14 protein-coding genes are annotated in these 17535 nt (G+C 71.5%); 10 read left to right on the top strand and 4 right to left on the bottom strand.

From position 1 onward, the window contains the following. Window positions 1-105 precede the first annotated feature (105 nt). From ACI2L3_RS17900 to ACI2L3_RS17875, 6 genes are all read left to right on the top strand, one after another. Entirely contained in the window at window positions 106-861 is a 756-nt protein-coding gene (locus ACI2L3_RS17900) for a redox-sensing transcriptional repressor Rex (RefSeq protein WP_150170720.1), read from the top strand. Continuing rightward, entirely contained in the window at window positions 858-2567 is a 1710-nt protein-coding gene (locus ACI2L3_RS17895) for a glutamyl-tRNA reductase (protein ID WP_404753285.1), read from the top strand. Before ACI2L3_RS17900 ends, ACI2L3_RS17895 begins: the two co-directional genes overlap by 4 nt. Then, a complete protein-coding gene (gene hemC, locus ACI2L3_RS17890; protein WP_404753284.1) occupies window positions 2564-3538 on the top strand; it encodes a hydroxymethylbilane synthase in 975 nt (324 codons plus the stop codon). Before ACI2L3_RS17895 ends, hemC begins: the two co-directional genes overlap by 4 nt. Continuing rightward, entirely contained in the window at window positions 3535-5190 is a 1656-nt protein-coding gene (locus ACI2L3_RS17885; protein WP_404753283.1) for a uroporphyrinogen-III synthase, read from the top strand. The genes hemC and ACI2L3_RS17885 overlap by 4 nt, the downstream gene beginning before the upstream one ends. A gap of 153 nt (window positions 5191-5343) precedes the next feature. Continuing rightward, window positions 5344-6333, top strand: a complete 990-nt coding sequence (gene hemB / locus ACI2L3_RS17880) for a porphobilinogen synthase (RefSeq protein WP_404753282.1) — start codon at window positions 5344-5346, stop codon at window positions 6331-6333. Window positions 6334-6436: 103 nt separating this feature from the next. Then, window positions 6437-7417 carry a zinc-binding dehydrogenase gene (locus tag ACI2L3_RS17875; RefSeq protein ID WP_404753281.1) on the top strand — a complete coding sequence of 327 codons (981 nt, stop codon included), beginning with the start codon at window positions 6437-6439 and terminating at the stop codon, window positions 7415-7417. Between the two features lie 20 nt (window positions 7418-7437). On the opposite strand, the gene ACI2L3_RS17870 is transcribed toward ACI2L3_RS17875, so the two are convergent. Next, on the bottom strand, window positions 7438-8346 hold the full coding sequence (locus ACI2L3_RS17870) for an NAD(P)-dependent oxidoreductase (RefSeq protein WP_404753280.1): 909 nt from the start codon (window positions 8344-8346) through the stop codon (window positions 7438-7440). 153 nt (window positions 8347-8499) lie between these two features. Then, entirely contained in the window at window positions 8500-8973 is a 474-nt protein-coding gene (locus tag ACI2L3_RS17865; protein ID WP_404753279.1) for a carboxymuconolactone decarboxylase family protein, read from the bottom strand. 282 nt (window positions 8974-9255) lie between these two features. Between ACI2L3_RS17865 and ACI2L3_RS17860 the strand changes: the two genes are divergently transcribed. Both ACI2L3_RS17860 and ACI2L3_RS17855 read left to right on the top strand, forming a co-directional pair. Then, window positions 9256-10557 carry a helix-turn-helix domain-containing protein gene (locus ACI2L3_RS17860; protein ID WP_404753278.1) on the top strand — a complete coding sequence of 434 codons (1302 nt, stop codon included), beginning with the start codon at window positions 9256-9258 and terminating at the stop codon, window positions 10555-10557. A 134-nt stretch (window positions 10558-10691) separates the two neighbouring features. Then, window positions 10692-11930: a PLP-dependent aminotransferase family protein gene (locus ACI2L3_RS17855; protein ID WP_404753277.1), complete on the top strand. Its 1239-nt coding sequence runs from the start codon at window positions 10692-10694 to the stop codon at window positions 11928-11930. Window positions 11931-12083: 153 nt separating this feature from the next. Here ACI2L3_RS17855 and argS read toward each other — a convergent pair whose 3' ends face one another. Next, window positions 12084-13850, bottom strand: coding sequence for an arginine--tRNA ligase (gene argS / locus ACI2L3_RS17850; RefSeq protein ID WP_404753276.1), 1767 nt, complete (start codon window positions 13848-13850; stop codon window positions 12084-12086). Between the two features lie 156 nt (window positions 13851-14006). Between argS and lysS the strand changes: the two genes are divergently transcribed. Then, on the top strand, window positions 14007-15785 hold the full coding sequence (lysS, locus tag ACI2L3_RS17845) for a lysine--tRNA ligase (protein ID WP_404753275.1): 1779 nt from the start codon (window positions 14007-14009) through the stop codon (window positions 15783-15785). A 138-nt stretch (window positions 15786-15923) separates the two neighbouring features. Beyond that, entirely contained in the window at window positions 15924-16133 is a 210-nt protein-coding gene (locus tag ACI2L3_RS17840) for a hypothetical protein (protein ID WP_404753274.1), read from the top strand. Window positions 16134-16158: 25 nt separating this feature from the next. On the opposite strand, the gene ACI2L3_RS17835 is transcribed toward ACI2L3_RS17840, so the two are convergent. Beyond that, window positions 16159-17457, bottom strand: coding sequence for a DUF2637 domain-containing protein (locus ACI2L3_RS17835; RefSeq protein WP_404753273.1), 1299 nt, complete (start codon window positions 17455-17457; stop codon window positions 16159-16161). Between the last annotated feature and the right edge of the window lie 78 nt (window positions 17458-17535).

Here is a 17535-nt window from a genome sequence, read left to right as displayed (position 1 = left end):
GGACACCATCTTTGTGCACGCGTTCACAAAGACATAGCCTGCATTCGACGGGGCGGTCTGGGGACGAGTGACCGCCTGCAGCCCCGCTCTACCCGCAGGAGCACCGTGGCAACTGGCCGAACTCACCGACCGGCGACCCGCAGCCGAGGGATTCCCGAGGCCACCGTCGCCAGGCTTCCGCTGTACCTCCGAGCCCTCACCGCACTGTCGGAGCGCTCGGTGCCCACGGTCTCCTCCGAGGAGCTCGCGGCCGCCGCGGGGGTCAATTCCGCGAAGCTGCGCAAGGATTTCTCGTATCTCGGTTCCTACGGGACGCGCGGCGTCGGCTACGACGTCGAGTATCTCGTCTACCAGATCTCCCGTGAACTCGGGCTGACCCAGGACTGGCCGGTCGTCATCGTCGGCATCGGCAACCTCGGCGCCGCCCTCGCCAATTACGGCGGGTTCGCCTCCCGCGGGTTCCGGGTCGCCGCGCTGATCGACGCCGACCCGGCGATGGCGGGCACCCCCGTCGCCGGCATGCCGGTGCAGCACACGGACGAGCTCGAGAAGATCATCAGCGACAACGGCGTCTCGATCGGTGTCATCTCGACCCCGGCCGGCGCCGCCCAGCAGGTCTGCGAGCGGCTCGTCGCCGCCGGTGTGACCTCCATCCTGAACTTCGCGCCGACCGTCCTTTCCGTGCCGGACGGTGTCGACGTACGCAAGGTCGATCTCTCCATCGAGCTGCAGATCCTCGCCTTCCACGAGCAGCGCAAGGCCGGGGAGGACGCGGCGCCCGAGGGCCCCGTCCCGCCCGTTTCGGCCAAGCAGCAGCGGAAGGGACCCGACGGGGACGTACCCGCCGTGATGCCGGCATGAGTCTCCTGGTCGTGGGGCTGAGTCACCGCAGCGCCCCCGTGAGCGTCCTGGAGCGTGCCGCGCTGTCCGCGGACGCGCAGGCCAAGCTGCTGCAGGACACCCTCGCCGCCGAGCCCGCCGCCGAGGCGGCCGTGCTCGCCACCTGCAATCGCATCGAGCTCTACGCCGACGTGGACAAGTTCCACGCGGGCGTCGCCGAGCTGTCCACGCTGCTCGCGCAGCACAGCGGCGTCGGCCTGGAGGAGCTCACTCCTTATCTGTACGTCCATTACGAGGACCGTGCCGTCCATCACCTCTTCTCGGTGGCGTGCGGGCTGGACTCGATGGTGGTCGGCGAGGGGCAGATCCTCGGGCAGATAAAGGACGCTCTGGCGCGCTCGCAGGAGCTGCACACCGCGGGCAAGCTCCTCAACGATCTCTTCCAGCAGGCCCTCCGGGTCGGCAAGCGCGCGCACTCCGAGACCGGCATCGACCGGGCCGGGCAGTCCCTGGTGACCTTCGGCCTGGAGCAGCTCGCCGCGCACGGGCCGGTCGACGCCTGGGCGGCGGGCAAGCGTGCCGTGGTCATCGGCGCCGGCTCCATGTCCTCGCTGGCCGCCGCGACGCTCGCGCGCGCGGGCGTCGCCGAGGTCGTGGTCGCCAACCGCACCCTGGAGCGCGCCGAGCGGCTCGCGGAGATCCTCGGCGATTCCGGTGACGGCGGCCTGCGTGCCCGTGCCGTTCCCATGGACGCCGTGGCGGAAGAACTGACACGTGCCGACGTGGCCGTCTCCTGTACGGGCGCGACCGGCCTGGTGCTGACCGCGGACGCCGTCGCCGCCGCCGTCGAGGGGCGGGTGCCCGCCGCGGCAGGCCGGACCGGCGAGGTGCCCCCGCAGGCCAGGAACGGTTCTGCGGACCAGGGCGCGCGGACGGCCACCGTGGCCGACGAGGGCTGTCCGGTCGACCTGTCCGCGCCGCGCGGCTTCTCCGTGGAGGGCGAGGCGGCCGTCGCCGGAATGGACGCGGCGGCCCTGGAACAGCACGCGGCCTGGATGGACAACGCCCCGGCCGAGCGGCGCGAGGAGCAGGCCCCGGACCCGCGGGCCGAGGCCGAGGCGATCGCCGCGCTGGCGACCGCCGCGCGCGTCGCCGGCCGGCTCCCGGAGCGGCGCGTCCCCGCGTCGTCCGCCGCCGCGGCCCGCCCGGCCGTGCTCGCCCTCCTCGACCTGGCCATGCCGCGCGACATCGACGCCGCCGTGCACCGCATCCCCGGCGTACGGCTCGTGGACATCGAGTCGCTGGCGGAGGCCTCCGCCGACGCGCCCATGGCCAACGACGTCGAGCAGGTCCGCGGCATCGTCTCCGACGAGGTCGCCGCCTTCGGCGCCGCGCAGCGTGCCGCACACATCACGCCGACCGTGGTCGCCCTGCGCACCATGGCCGCCGACGTGGTGGCGGGCGAGATGGCCCGGCTCGAAGGACGCCTGCCGGGTCTCGAGGACAAGCAGCGCGCGGAGATCACGCAGACCGTGCGCCGCGTCGTCGACAAGCTGCTGCACGCGCCGACGGTGCGGGTGAAGCAGCTGGCGAGCGAGCCCGGCGGCGCCGGGTACGCGGACGCGCTGCGCACGCTCTTCGACCTCGACCCGCAGACGGTCGCGGCGGTCAGCAGGGCTGACCACATGAACAACGAGAACGACGACCCGAATAGAGGCCGGGCATGACCGAGAGGGCTTATCGGCTCGGGACCAGGCGCAGCAGGCTGGCCATGGCCCAGTCCGGCCAAGTGGCCGAGGCAGTCAGGGAGTTGACGGGCCGCCCCGTCGAGCTGGTGGAGATCACCACGTACGGCGACACCTCGCGCGAGCACCTCACGCAGATCGGTGGCACCGGTGTCTTCGTCGCCGCGCTGCGCGAGGCGCTGGCCCGCGGCGAGGTCGACTTCGCCGTGCACTCGCTGAAGGACCTGCCCACCGCGCAGCCGGCCGAGCTCACGCTCGCCGCCGTGCCGGTGCGCGAGGACCCGCGCGACGCCCTGGTGGCGCGCGACGGGCTGACCTTCACGGAGCTCGCAGCCGACTCCCGCAAGGGGGCTGCCCGGATCGGCACCGGTTCGCCGCGCCGCATGGCGCAGCTGAACGCCTACGCGCGCAGCCACGGCATCACCATCGAGACCGTGCCGATCCGCGGGAACGTCGACACGCGCATCGGATACGTGGAGAACGGGGAGCTCGACGCCGTCGTGCTCGCCGCCGCCGGACTCAACCGCGTCGGCAGGTCCGACGCGGTGACCGACCTGCTGTCGGTCGACACCGTTCTGCCCGCCCCCGGCCAGGGGGCACTGGCGATCGAGTGTGCCGCGGACAACGCGTCACTCGCCGCCGCGCTCGCCGAGCTCGACGACCCGTACACCCGGGCCGCCGTGACCGCCGAGCGGTCCCTGCTCGCCGCCCTGGAAGCCGGTTGCAGCGCACCTGTGGGTGCGTTGGCCGACTTGCTGGCCGACGGGCAGATTGTCAAGGAAATGCGCCTGCGCGGCGTCGTCGGTACGACCGACGGCTCGTCGCTGGTGCAGCTGTCCACCACCGGTCCCGTGCCCGAGACGGAGACCCAGGCCATGGCGCTGGGCCGCGAACTCGCTGCCGAGATGCTCGCCAAGGGCGCGGCCGGTCTGATGGGGGAGCGAGCACTTTGAGCCCCACCTCGAACCTTCCCGGCCTTCCCGCACACGGGCACGTCACCTTCCTCGGTGCCGGACCCGGAGATCCGGGACTGCTGACCCTGCGCGCCGTCGAGGCGCTGGCCCGAGCGGATGTGCTGATCGCCGAGCCTGATGTGCTCGACGTCGTCCGCGTGCATGCCAGGGGAGGTGTGGACACACCCCAGCCGACAGCTGACGACACGTCAATGACCGCCGACGCGACGCCGTTCCGAGCTGCCGCCAATCTTGTCATGGAGGCCGCGCGGGGCGGCAGGCGGGTCGTGCGTGCGGTGAGCGGCGACCCGGGCCTCGACACGTACGCGGCGGGCGAGATGCTCGCCTGCGCCGCCGAGGGCATCCCCTTCGAGGTGGTGCCGGGCGTCGCGGCCGCCGTCGGTGTGCCCGCGTACGCGGGTGTGCCGCTGCGGGACGCGCAGGGCACGGACGTCCGCTTCGTCGACGCCCGTACCGCCTCCGACCGCTGCTGGAGCGAGGTCGGCGCGTCCGACGGGACCGTCGTCGTCTCGGTGGCGCTCGACTCCGTGGCCGCGGCCGCCGGTGAGCTGGTGGCCGCGGGCCGCAAGCCGGACACCCCGATGACCGTGACCGTCGCCGGTACGACGACGCGCCAGCGCACCTGGACCGCGACGCTCGGCACCGTCGCGCAGGTCCTCAAGCAGGCGAAGGTGCTGCCCTCGCCGGACGGCGGCCGGCCCGTCATAGCCGTGGTCGGCGAGTGTTCCGCCGCCGCCCAGCGCGATCAGCTGTCGTGGTTCGAGTCGAAGCCGCTCTTCGGGTGGCGCGTGCTCGTACCGCGTACGAAGGAGCAGGCGGCCTCGCTCTCCGACCAGCTGCGGTCCTACGGCGCCGTGCCGCACGAGGTCCCGACCATCGCGGTCGAGCCGCCGCGCACGCCCCAGCAGATGGAGCGCGCGGTCAAGGGCCTGGTCACCGGCCGGTATGAGTGGATCGCCTTCACGTCCGTCAACGCCGTCAAGGCGGTGCGGGAGAAGTTCGAGGAGTACGGGCTCGACGCGCGTGCCTTCGCCGGGATCAAGGTCGCGGCCGTCGGCGAGCAGACCGCCGCCGCGCTGATCGCCTTCGGTGTGAAGCCGGACCTGGTGCCGAGCGGTGAGCAGTCGGCCGCCGGTCTCCTGGAGGACTGGCCGCCGTACGACCCGGTCTTCGACCCGATCGACCGGGTGTTCCTGCCGCGGGCGGACATCGCCACGGAGACGCTGGTCGCCGGGCTCATCGATCTCGGGTGGGAGGTCGACGACGTCACCGCCTACCGGACGGTGCGGGCGTCGCCGCCGCCGGCGGAGACGCGGGAGGCGATCAAGGGCGGCGGGTTCGACGCGGTGCTCTTCACCTCGTCGTCCACGGTGCGGAACCTTGTCGGCATCGCCGGCAAGCCGCACAACGTGACGGTGATCGCTTGCATCGGGCCTGCCACCGCGAAGACCGCGGAGGAGCACGGGCTGCGGGTGGATGTGATGGCTCCGGAGCCGTCCGTGCACAAGCTGGCCGAGGCCTTGGCGGAGTTCGGTACGCGGCGTCGGGAGGCGGCTCTTGAGGCGGGGGATCCCGTCACTCGGCCCAGTGAGCGGCGGCCCGGTTCGCGTCGGCGGCGCGCCGCGCCGTAGGTTTCTACGGGTGGGCGCCTCCCTGAACAGTGCTCCGCACCGGGGGTTGTGCCCACCCGTGCCTCCCCCAGAGCCCTAAAGGCCTGGGGGGACCCCCAACGGCACGCCTGCCCACAACGGGTAAACGCCCAGCGGTTCGAGGTGAGGGTTGCAGTGACTAAGTACGGATCGTTTCCCGGGGCGCGGCCGCGGCGGCTGCGGACTACTCCCGCTATGCGGCGCATGGTCGCCGAGACGCGGCTGCATCCGGCCGATCTGATCCTGCCCGCGTTCGTGCGCGAGGGGATCAGCGATCCGGTGGAGATCGGCGCCATGCCCGGTGTCTTCCAGCACACCCGGGACAGCCTGAAGAAGGCCGCCGTCGAGGCGCTTGAGGCCGGGGTCTCCGGGGTCATGCTGTTCGGTGTGCCGGAGGAGTCGAAGAAGGACGGCCTGGGGACGGCGGGCACCGACCCGGACGGGATTCTGCAGGTCGCGCTCCGTGATGTGCGGTCCGAGGTCGGTGACGACCTCATCGTCATGTCGGACCTGTGTCTCGACGAGACCACCGATCACGGGCACTGCGGTGTGCTCGACGCCGAGGGCCGGGTCGACAACGACGCGACCCTGGAGCGGTACGCGGAGATGGCGCAGGTGCAGGCCGACGCGGGCGCTCACGTGGTGGGCCCGAGCGGCATGATGGACGGTCAGGTCGGCGTCATCCGTGACGCGTTGGACCAGGTCGGCCACGAGGACGTGTCCATCCTCGCGTACACCGCGAAGTACTCCTCGGCCTTCTACGGGCCGTTCAGGGAGGCCGTCGGGTCGTCCCTGAAGGGTGACCGCAAGACCTACCAGCAGGACCCGGCCAACGTCCGGGAGTCCCTGCGGGAGCTGGCGCTCGACCTCGAAGAGGGCGCCGACATGGTGATGGTGAAGCCCGCCGGTCCCTACCTCGACATCCTGGCGCGGGTCGCCGACGAGGTCGACGTGCCGGTGGCGGCGTACCAGATCAGTGGCGAGTACGCGATGATCCAGGCCGCCGCCGAGCGGGGCTGGATCGACCGTGACAGGGCGATCATGGAGTCCCTCACGGGGATCAAGCGCGCGGGCGCGAACATGATCCTCACGTACTGGGCGACCGAGGTCGCGCGACAGCTCTGAGAACCCCGGACGCCCCGGGCCCTGCTTCCCTTGACTTCAACCTTGGTTGAGGTCGGAGGGTGGTGTGCATCGACGTTCGTTCCCACGTTCCGAGGAGCACACCATGCGCGCTGTCGTCCTGCACGAGTTCGGACCCGCCGAGAATCTGCGGTACGAGACGCTGCCCGACCCCGTCGCGGGGCCCGGGCAGGTCCGGATCGCCGTACGGGCGGCGGGAGTTCACTTCGTCGAGACCGTCATGCGCAGGGGCGAGGCGTCCGACATGGCGCCACCGCTGCCCGAGCTGCCCGCCGTCTTCGGCGGTGAGGTCGCCGGGACGGTGGACGCCGTCGGCCCCGGCGTCGACACGACGTGGATCGGGCGGCCCGTGGTGGTCTCGCGGTCGGCCCCCGGCGGGTACGCCGAGCTGGCGGTCGCCGACGTCGGCACACTGCACGCCCTCCCCGACGGGCTCGGCTTCGAGGCCGCGGTGACCATGGTGATGACCGGAGCCACCACCATGGGGCTCCTGGCGGCAGCTCAACTCCAGTCGGACGACGTGGTGTTGGTGACGTCCGCCGCGGGTGGCGTGGGGCGGCTCGTGGTCCAGTACGCGCGCTCCCTCGGGGCGACGGTGATCGGCGCGGCCGGCGGTCCCGCCAAGGTCGAGGCCGTGCGCGAGCTCGGCGCCGACATCGCCGTCGACTACAACCGGCCCGGCTGGCAGCGCGAGGTCGCCGAGCGGCTCGGCGGCGGGCGGCGCGTCACCGCCGTACTCGACGGAGTGAGCGGTGAGAAGGGCGCGGCCGCCTTCGAGTTGATCGCCGACGGGGGACGGTACGTCGTCATCGGCTGGTCGTCGCAGGAGAGCTTCGAGCCCGGCCCGGAGCTGCTCGCGGAGCGGAACATCACCTTCGTCAACGCGCTGCTCCAGCTCCTCGAAGGGCCGGAGAACGGTCCCGCGTACGAGCGTGCGGCGCTGGAGGCCGCCACCAAGGGGGAGTTGGTGCCCGCCGTCCAGACGTTCCCACTGGAGCGGGCGGCCGAGGCGCACGCCGCCATCGAGCGCCGGGAGACCACGGGCAAGGTCGTACTCGTCCCGTAGCAGGCTTTCTTGCCGGGAAATCAGTCCTTCTCGAGCAGGAGGGACATCCGCGAGAAGCCGTCCGCGCCGTGCCCCTGCTCCACGGCACGGTCCAGGAGGTCCTGGAGCGGCTCGAACAGGTCGGTGCGCAGGCCCTGTTCGGTGAACGCGGTGGTGAAGTTGCGGAACGCCTCGCGGTTCATGGCGAGGTTCGAGACGTCCGTCAGGTGCTGGTCGGAGTCGAGTGCCTCGGCGCCCGAGGGCACCAGGCCGTGCGTCATCGCGACGATCCAGTCGGTCAGCAGCGGCGCGAACTCGCGGGCCGGGATGCCCTCGCTGCGGATCATCGCGAACGCCTGCGCGACGCCCATCGACATGCCGTACATGCCGGTGAGCAGCGACAGGTCGTAGAGGGCGGCGAGACCGGGGTCCTTGCCGACCCACTTGGTGTCGGCCAGGGCGGCCAGCGCCGGGCGGTGCGTCTCGAAGGCCGCCTCGTCGGTGCCGCTGTAGAGGATGTACGCGCCGGGTGTCGCGATCATCTGCGGGACGGCCATGATGCCGCCGTCGATGTACGTGACGCCGTGCGCCGCCGCCCAGTCCGCCAACTCCCGTGCCTGGCGCGGGGTTCCGTTGGTGAGGTTCACGACGGTGCGGCCGGCGAGGGCGTCGGCCTCCGGCGCCAGCAGGCCACGTACGTCGTCATTGGTCGTGAGGCAGACGATGACCAGGCCGGCGGCGGTGATGGCGTCCCGCGCGGTGTCGGCGGGGGTCGCCCCCTGAGCCGCGAGGGGGCCGGTCTTGGACTTCGTCCGGTTCCACACGGTCGTGGGGTGGCCGGCCTCGATGAGCGCGGTGGCGAGGGCGGTGCCCATCAGGCCGAGTCCGAGGACGGTGACGGGGGTCTTGCCGTCGTGGTTGCCGCTGTCGTGGTTGCTGTCGCTGGGCACGGGGGAGCTCCTTCGAGGGCGTTCCGCCGGGGTTCCGGCGGGTACGCGTCTGATCCTCGTCGGGCGCCGCAAGCCGGACAAGTACCGACTATTTTGTGCGGTACTCACCAAAAGGTGAGTGAGCAGGTCGGAGCTCCCCGGTGCCGGGTGGTGTCAGCCGAACATGCCGGGCTCGTACTCCCCGGCGGGCTGCTGGACCATGACGTTCAGCCGGTTGAAGCTGTTGATGAGCGCGACCGACATCACCAGGCCGGTGAGCTGCTCCTCGTCGTAGTGCTTCGCGGCGTTGGCCCAGACGTCGTCCGGGACGCCGCCCGCCCCGTCGGCGATGCGCGTGCCCTCCTCCACCAGCTCCAGCGCGGCCCGCTCGGCCTCGGTGAACACGGTGGCCTCGCGCCACGCCGCGACCAGGTGGAGCCGCGTCGGCGCCTCACCGGCGGCGATCGCCTCCTTGGTGTGCATGTCGAGGCAGAACCCGCAGCCGTTGATCTGGCTCGCGCGGATCCTCACCAGTTCCTGCGTCGAGTCCGGCAGCCCCGTGTCCGAGATGACCTTGGCGACCGCGGACAGGTGCTTCAGGGCCTTGCCGGCGGACGGGCTGGCGAAGACGTTCAAACGGGGTCCCATGATGTGCTCCTCTGCCGTTGTTGTTTCCGGGTGCTTTCCGGGTGCTACACAGCTACGACGGACGGGCACGGGTGAGATGTGACAGGTATGGGTGTGACCTGGGTCTCACCGTTCCGGGGCGGACTGCCGTGCTCCGTCTCCGGTGCGCCGGTTGGTGGCGGGCTGCGGAACCGTGCTGTGCTTGGTCGTCGTCTGTGGGGACGCTGGAACGTTCGTACCGGCTCTGGTCAGGAGGGAACGACCTCCCCCTGGAACGTCTGAATGGAATGGTGGAGGGCGGAGATGGCGTCTCTCGCGGAGTTGCTGCGGGAGCTCAAGGAGCGGTCCGGGCTCAGCTACGGCGTGCTGGCGAGACGGCTTCACATGAGTACGTCGACGTTGCACCGTTACTGCAACGGCGATGCCGTGCCGACGGAGTTCGCTCCCGTGGAGCGGCTCGCCCGTCTCTGCAAGGCGACGCCCGAAGAGCTCGTCGAGGTCCACCGGCGGTGGATCCTCGCGGACGCGGCGCGGGGGAAGAAGGCGGAGCAGCCGCAGCCGCCACAGCCGCCGCCGTCGGCGCCTACGCCTACGCCTGAGTCCGTGCCGGAGTCGGACCAAGTCGTGGTTGTCTCGAAGCGGCCGCCGACGCGCAGGCGGCGGACCGTCGTGCTCGCGGCCGCCGTCGCCGCCGTCGTCGGCCTCGGCTCCATCGCTCTCGCCATGAGCGGCGACGGAGACGGCGACGGCCACAAGCGGCAGGCCGGGACCGCCACTTCACCCGGCCCCGGCGTCCCCACGGACACCTCGCCCGGCAAGGCCGAGAACGGCGAGAACGCCGAGAACGCCGAGAACAAGGACGGTGAGAAGGGCAAGGCCGACAGCAAGAACGGCAAGAAGGGCGAGCCCTCCGAGGCGCCCGCCAAAAAGGGGGCGCCGGCCCCCGACGCCCCGCGTCGCGACGGCAAGGGCCCTACGTCCGGCGGCGCGCAGGACGACCCCGGCGTGCCGCTCACGGTGCGCACCAGACCGTACGCCTACGACGACCCCTGCCTGCAGAGCTTCCTGGTGAACCGCAAGGCCGCCGAGGTGCCCCAGCAGCCGGCCGCGCAGGACGCGCCCAGCTGGGTCGGCGACCTCGGCGCCGTCCCGGCCGGTTACCAGTTCATCGAGGTCACCGTGCAGGGCATGAGCAAGGACACCGTCGTCCTCCAAGACATGAACGTCCGCGTGCAGAGCACCAGCGCGCCGCTCGCCTGGAACAACTTCCAGATGGCGACCGGCTGCGGCGGCACCGTGAACACCAAGTCCTTCTCCGTCGACCTCGATGCCGCGGCACCGGACGCCAAGCCCGTGGCGGGCCAGCGCGACTTCCCGTACAAGGTCAGCGAGAGCGACCCCGAGGTCTTCTACATCATGGCCAACACCGATCTGCACGACGTGCGTTGGTACCTGGAGCTGGAGTGGTCCAGCGGCAGGCGGCACGACGCGCTGCGCGTCGACGACCAGGGCAAGCCGTTCCGCACCAGCGGCAGCAAGGGGCGCCCCACCTACGGCTGGCCGCCCGGCGCATCCAAGTGGCAGAGGCAGCTGCAGGACGGCTGAGTTCCGGTACGCCCGCGGAGCCCGGTACGCCGGCGTCCGCATCCCGGAATGGCGTGTGTAGCCCGCACCTACGTGTCTAGGGTGCGGGCACATCGCTCTGCACGAGAGCCGCCAGTGCCGAAGGAGCCGCCGCCGTGACCGTCACCGAGCCCGCCCGTACCGCAGCCGCCCCCACCCCGCCGCTCGCCGCGCGCGCCACAGCGGTCGGCGGCTCGCCGGTACGGGACATCCTCGCGGTCACCGCGCGGCCCGAAGTCATCAACTTCGCGGGCGGGCTGCCCGCCCCCGGCCTCTTCGACGGCGAAGGCATCGCGGCCGCCTTCCGCGCGGTCCTCGAGGAAACCCCCGAGCGGGCGCTGCAGTACGCGACGACCGAGGGCGAGCCCGCGCTGCGTACCGCCATAGCCGCGCGCACGACCGTACGCGGGCTGCCGACCGGCGCCGACGACGTGCTCGTCACCACCGGATCGCAGCAGGCGCTCTCGCTCCTCGCCATCGCGCTCATCGAGCCCGGCGACACCGTCCTCGTCGAGAACCCCTGCTACCTGGCGGCACTTCAGGCCTTCGCCTTCGCGGGCGCGCGCGTCGTGCCGGTGCCCTGCGACGAGTCCGGCATCGACCCCGCCGCCCTCGACGGACTCGTCGCCCTGCACCGCCCCAAGCTGCTCTACACCGTCCCCACCTTCCAGAACCCGACCGGCCGCACCCTGCCCGCCGACCGCCGCGCGGCGATCGCCCTGGTCGCCGAGCGGCGCGGGCTGTGGATCGTCGAGGACGATCCATACGGCGAGTTGCGCTTCGAGGGCGAGCGCGCGCCGTGGATCGCCACGTATCCGGGCGCCGCCGACCGCACCGTCCTCCTCTCCAGCTTCTCCAAGGTCATGGCGCCCGGCCTGCGGCTCGGCTGGCTGCGGGCGCCCGCCGCGCTGCTGCGCGCCTGCGCCGTCGCCAAGCAGGCCGCCGACCTGCACACGCCCACCGTCAACCAGCTCGCCGCGGCGCGTTACCTGGCCGACCGGGACCTGGACGCGCACGTCGCCCGCGTCGCGGGCGTCTACCGCGACCGCCGGGACGCGATGCTCGCGGGCCTCGCCGACGCGCTGCCGGCCGGGTCCCGGTGGATCCGGCCGGAGGGCGGCATGTTCGTGTGGGCGAAGCTGCCCGACGGATACGACACGACGGAGCTGCTGCGGACCGTCATCACCCACGACGTGGCGTACGTGCCGGGCGCCCCGTTCTTCGCCGGGGAACCGGACCGGACGACCCTGCGGATGTGCTTCGTGACGCAGACGGAGGAGGAGATCGCGGAGGGGCTGCGGAGGCTCGGGCGGGGGCTCGGGCGGGGGCTCGGTCCGGGGCTCGGCGAAATGTAGGCGAACTGCCGCGACAGCACGCGTAGTTGGGGTGCTCCCTGGTCGGCCTCGCGGTGGCCGTCGGCCCGACCGCGGTCGCCGCCCCCGCGCAGACCGCCGCCGGCACCATCCACTACTACGCCTGACCCCGCCCCCGTCAGGCCCGCCCGGGCGTCAGAGGCGCTCGGGCGTCCTGATGCCGAGGAGTGCCATGCCCTGGTGCAGCGTCCGCGCCGTGATGTCGCACAGGAACAGGCGGTTCTCGACCTGCGCCGGGGAGTCCGCCTTGAGGACCGGGCACTTGTCGTAGAACGTCGTGTACAGCGACGCCAGCTGGTAGAGGTACGCGGCCAGCTTGTGCGGCGCGTACTCCGCGGCGGCCTCCGCGACCGTGTCGCCGAACGCGTCCAGGTGCAGGCCCAACGCACGCTCGGCCGGGGCGAGTTCGAGCTCCGGGTGCGCGGCGGGGCGCGCGCTGTCGCCCGCCCTGCGCAGGATCGACTTGATGCGCGCGTACGCGTACTGGAGGTAGACCGACGTGTCGCCGTTCAGGGAGACCATCTGATCGAGGTCGAACTTGTAATCACGGTTCGCCGACGTCGACAGGTCTGCGTACTTCACGGCACCGATGCCCACGTACCGGCCGTTCTCGACGATCTCCTCCTCGGTCAGGCCGATCTTCTCCGCCTTCTCGCGGACGACCGCGGTCGCGCGCTCGACCGCCTCGTCGAGCAGGTCCTCCAGCCGCACCGTCTCGCCCTCACGCGTCTTGAACGGCTTGCCGTCCGCGCCGAGCACCGTGCCGTAGCCCATGTTGTGGGCCGTGACGTCGTCGTTCAGCCAGCCCATCCGGCGGGCCGCCTCGAAGACCATCTTGAAGTGCAGTGACTGGCGCACGTCCACCACGTACAGCAGCGTCGTCGCGTGCAGGTCGACGACACGGTTGCGGATCGCGGAGAGGTCGGAGGCCGCGTAACCGAAGCCGCCGTCCGCCTTCTGCACGATCAGCGGGACCGGCTGGTCGTCCTTGCCCTTGATGTCGTCGAAGAAGACGACGAGCGCGCCCTCCGAGCGGACCGCGACGCCCGACTCCTCCAGGAGCCGCGCCGTCTCGGCCATCATGTCGTTGTACGCGGACTCGCCGACGATCTCCTCGTCGCGGACCTCCATGTCCAGCTTCTCGAAGACCGAGTAGAAGTAGACCTTCGACTCGTCGACGAACCGCTGCCACAGGTCGAGGGTCTCCTTGTCGCCGGACTGCAGGGCGACGACCCGCTTGCGGGCCCGCTCCTTGAACGCCTCGTCCGCGTCGAAGACCGCGCGCGACGCCTTGTAGATCCGGTTCAGGTTCGACATGGCCTGCTCGCCGTCGACCTCGTCGGCCGGGGCCAGCTGGTCGGGGTTCTCGATCAGGTACTGGATGAGCATGCCGAACTGGGTGCCCCAGTCGCCGATGTGGTGGCGGCCGATCGTCTTCTCGCCGGTGAAGTCCAGCATGTGCCGCAGGGCGTCACCGATGACGGCGGACCGCAGGTGGCCGACGTGCATCTCCTTCGCCACGTTCGGCTGGGCGTAGTCGATGACCGTCGTGCCCGCGTGCGGGTTCAGCGGCACGCCGAGCCGGTCGCCGTCGGCGGCACGGGCGGCGAGCGTCTCGACGATCGCCTTGTCGGTGACCGTGACGTTCAGGAAGCCCGGGCCCGACACCTCGACGTCGGCGAGCAGGTCGCCGTTGGTGATCCGCTCGACGACCTGGGTGGCCAGCTCACGCGGGTTCGCCTTGGCCTTCTTCGCGAGCGCCAGGATGCCGTTGGCCTGGAAGTCGGCCCGGTCGCTGCGTCGCAGCAGCGGGTCCGCGGCGCCCGCTTCCGGCAGGGCAGCCGAGAGGGCGTCCGCGAGGCGCTGGTGGACGGAGGCGGTGAGGGACGTGACCGAGGCCATGAATGGGTGCCGTTCTGCTCGGGTGCCTGGGTGTGCTGTAGCTACGAAAACCGAGTATCCCACGCGGTGAAAAGCGGTTTTCGCGGTTGAGGGGCGACCTGGGAGAATGGCTTCGTCAAGCGGTACTCACGTAGAAGAAACACGTAGAAGAAAGGCGTGCCGATCGTGGCTCAGAGCACCGATACCACCGACTGGGTCTCCCGCTATGCGGACGAGGTCATCGCCGAGTCGGAGCGTCGTGCCCCGGGCGCGAAACACGATGGCACCGCGCCGGTGGTCGTCGTCGCCTCCGGCCTCTCCCCGTCGGGACCGATCCACCTCGGCAACCTCCGCGAGGTCATGACCCCGCACCTGGTCGCCGACGAGATCCGCCGCCGCGGGTACCAGGTCCGCCACCTGATCTCCTGGGACGACTACGACCGGTACCGCAAGGTCCCGGCCGGCGTCCCCGGCATCGACGAGTCCTGGGCCGAGCACATCGGCAAGCCGCTGACCTCCGTCCCGGCCCCCGCCGGTTCCGCGTACCCGAACTGGGCCGAGCACTTCAAGGCCGCCATGGCCGAGGCGCTCACCGAGCTCGGCGTCGAGTACGACCCGATCAGCCAGACCGAGCAGTACACCTCGGGCGCCTACCGCGAGCAGATCCTGCACGCGATGAAGCACCGCGGCGACATCGACGCGATCCTCGACCAGTACCGGACGAAGAAGGACCCCGCCAAGGCAGGCAAGGGCAAGCAGCAGCAGAAGCCCGTCGACGAGGCCGAGCTGGAGGCCGCCGAGGGCTCCGGCGCGGCGAGCGAGGACGACGGCAGCGGCGGCACGGGCGGGTACTACCCGTACAAGCCGTACTGCGGACAGTGCGAGAAGGACCTCACCACCGTCGTCTCGTACGACGACGAGACCACCGAGCTCGTCTACACCTGCACGGCGTGCGGCTTCGGCGAGACCGTCCTGCTCAGCGAGTTCAACCGCGGCAAGCTGGTCTGGAAGGTCGACTGGCCCATGCGCTGGGCGTACGAGGGCGTCGTCTTCGAGCCGTCCGGCGTCGACCACTCCTCGCCCGGCTCGTCCTTCGTCGTCGGCGGCCAGATCGTCCGCCAGATCTTCGACGGCGTGCAGCCCATCGGCCCCATGTACGCCTTCGTCGGCATCTCCGGCATGGCGAAGATGTCGTCGTCCAAGGGCGGCGTGCCCACCCCGGCCGACGCCCTGAAGATCATGGAGGCGCCGCTGCTGCGCTGGCTGTACGCGCGCCGCAGGCCGAACCAGTCCTTCAAGATCGCCTTCGACCAGGAGATCCAGCGGCTCTACGACGAGTGGGACAAGCTGGAGGCGAAGGTCGCCGACGGCTCGGCGCTGCCCGCCGACGCCGCCGCCCACTCCCGGGCGGTCCGCACGGCCGCAGGTGAGCTGCCGCGCACCCCGCGCCCGCTGCCCTACCGCACACTGGCCTCCGTCGCCGACATCACCGCCGGCGCCGAGGACCAGACCCTGCGCATCCTGCGCGACCTCGACCCGTCCGACCCGATCACGTCCCTCGACGAGACCAGGCCGCGACTGGACCGCGCCGAGAACTGGATCACCACCCAGGTCCCGGCCGAGGCCCGCACCATCGTCCGCTCCGAGCCGGACACGGAGCTGCTCGCCTCACTCGACGACGCGGGCCGCGAATCGCTGCGCCTCCTCCTGGAGGGCCTCGACTCGCACTGGTCCCTGGACGGCCTCACGCACCTCGTGTACGGCGTGCCGAAGGTGCAGGCGGGCTTCTCCGCCGACGCGACGGCGAAGGAGCTCCCGCCGGAGATCAAGGTGGCGCAGCGCTCGTTCTTCGCGCTCCTCTACCGCCTCCTCGTCACCCGCGAGACCGGCCCGCGCCTGCCCACGCTGCTCCTCGCGGTCGGCGCGGACCGCGTGCGCAAGCTGCTGGCGGCCTAGGGCCTCAGTGACACGGCGAAGGCCCCGTTCCAGCCGGAACGGGGCCTTCGCCGTGTGCGGTGCATCCATCCTTCGGACTACCGCGGATTCGGCCGGAGGCAGGACGTGTGCCGCGAATCCGTGGCCGATCGTGGACGTATGAGAGAGATCATCGCCATCGTCGGATGGATCGTGGGAATTCAGGGCGCCCTGGGCGTCGCCGGACGGACGTTCGGCGACGGTCCCTGGGGCATGCTGCACAAGTGGTGGGACGTGCCCACACCCCTGTACGTCCTGCTCTTCGTGGTGGGCGCGGGGCTCGCCCTTTACGGCGAGACGTCGAAGCAGCGGCACAGGGCCCGGGCCTGACGCCGCGGGCATCACCCGTGCGGGGCTACGCGATGTGGTCTTCCACGAACTCGTTCTCCAGGCGGGCCGAGAAGCGGTCCATGTAGTTGTTCAGCTCGCGGGACTGGAGGCGCAGGCCGAACGCCGCCTCCGCGTTCGCGGCGAACGCGCCGGGAGTCGGCATGCCCTCACCCTCTATCGACTGGCGGAACACCTGGTACAGGTCCTCGTCGGAGGGGGCGGGAGCGGGAGCGGGGGCCGGCTGCGGGGTGCCGTCACCGAGCGGGCGGGTGCCGCCGGCGCCGTTCGGGACGGGGAACTCGGGGCCGTGCTCGACGGGGAACTCCGGGCCGTGCTCGGTGCCGTCCGCCACGCCCACGCCCACCCCGTCGTCGGTCGCCTGTTGCCGCTCCTGCTCGGCGTACCACTCGTCGTACGGGGCGACGGGCGCGTACGACGCGTTGTGCGCCGCGAACCAGGGGCTCGCGTGGTTGGCCACCGGGAGCGTCTCCTCCGGGTGCGGCGGCTCCGCGGGCTCCGGGTCCTCGTCCGGCTCGGGGGCGGCGGCGGACGCGGCGGTCAGCTGGGGGTGGGGCTGGGGCGGCTGGTGCTGCTCGCCCGCCGGCTTCGTCATCGAGACCGCGGGGGCGGGCGGGAGCAGCACCGGCTCGATGCCCGCCGCGGCGAGACCGGCCGGCGCGGTCTCCGCCAGGGGAACGCCGTAGCGCGCGAGACGCAGCGGCATCAGCGACTCGACCGGCGCCTTGCGCCGCCAGGAACGGCCGAACCGGGCCTGCAGCCGCGCCTGATAGACGAGACGCTCCTGTTCGAGCTTGATGACCTGCTCGTAGGAGCGCAGCTCCCACAGCTTCATGCGGCGCCACAGCTTGAACGTCGGCACGGGGGAGAGCAGCCAGCGCGTGAGGCGCACGCCCTCCATGTGCTTGTCGGCGGTGATGTCCGCGATCCGGCCCACCGCGTGCCGCGCCGCCTCGACGGCGACCACGAACAGCACCGGGATCACCGCGTGCATGGCGACGCCGAGCGGATCGCCCCAGCTGGACGCGGCGTTGAAGAGGATCGTGCCCGCCGTGAGCAGCCACGCCGTCTGCCGCAGCAGCGGGAAGGGGATGCGGAGCCAGGTCAGCAGGAGGTCGAGCGCGAGCAGTACGCAGATGCCCGCGTCGATGCCGATGGGGAAGACCGCCGAGAAGTCGCCGAAGCCCTTCTTCTCGGCGAGCTCGCGCACGGCCGCGTACGACCCGGCGAAACCGATCCCGGCGATGACGACCGCTCCGGCGACGACCACCCCGATGAGTATCCGGTGCGTGCGTGTCAGCTGCATCGCGGCCACCCGCGAACCCCTCCCTGTACAAGTCCCTGATTCAAGGCCTGTGTCGGCTTGTTGCGAGCGACAGCCTGG

The sequence above is a fragment of the Streptomyces sp. NPDC029674 genome, assembly GCF_044903205.1.
Lineage (GTDB): Bacteria > Actinomycetota > Actinomycetes > Streptomycetales > Streptomycetaceae > Streptomyces.
This window is presented reverse-complemented; position numbering and strand designations above follow the sequence as displayed.

Coding starts and splice junctions, on each gene's coding strand:
- ACI2L3_RS17840 (WP_404753274.1), top strand. CDS start 15,924: ATGAGAGAGATCATCGCCATCGTCGGATGGATCGTGGGAATTCAGGGC.
- ACI2L3_RS17860 (WP_404753278.1), top strand. CDS start 9,256: ATGGCGTCTCTCGCGGAGTTGCTGCGGGAGCTCAAGGAGCGGTCCGGG.
- hemC (WP_404753284.1), top strand. CDS start 2,564: ATGACCGAGAGGGCTTATCGGCTCGGGACCAGGCGCAGCAGGCTGGCC.
- ACI2L3_RS17865 (WP_404753279.1), bottom strand. CDS start 8,973: ATGGGACCCCGTTTGAACGTCTTCGCCAGCCCGTCCGCCGGCAAGGCC.
- ACI2L3_RS17895 (WP_404753285.1), top strand. CDS start 858: ATGAGTCTCCTGGTCGTGGGGCTGAGTCACCGCAGCGCCCCCGTGAGC.
- ACI2L3_RS17875 (WP_404753281.1), top strand. CDS start 6,437: ATGCGCGCTGTCGTCCTGCACGAGTTCGGACCCGCCGAGAATCTGCGG.
- argS (WP_404753276.1), bottom strand. CDS start 13,850: ATGGCCTCGGTCACGTCCCTCACCGCCTCCGTCCACCAGCGCCTCGCG.
- ACI2L3_RS17835 (WP_404753273.1), bottom strand. CDS start 17,457: ATGCAGCTGACACGCACGCACCGGATACTCATCGGGGTGGTCGTCGCC.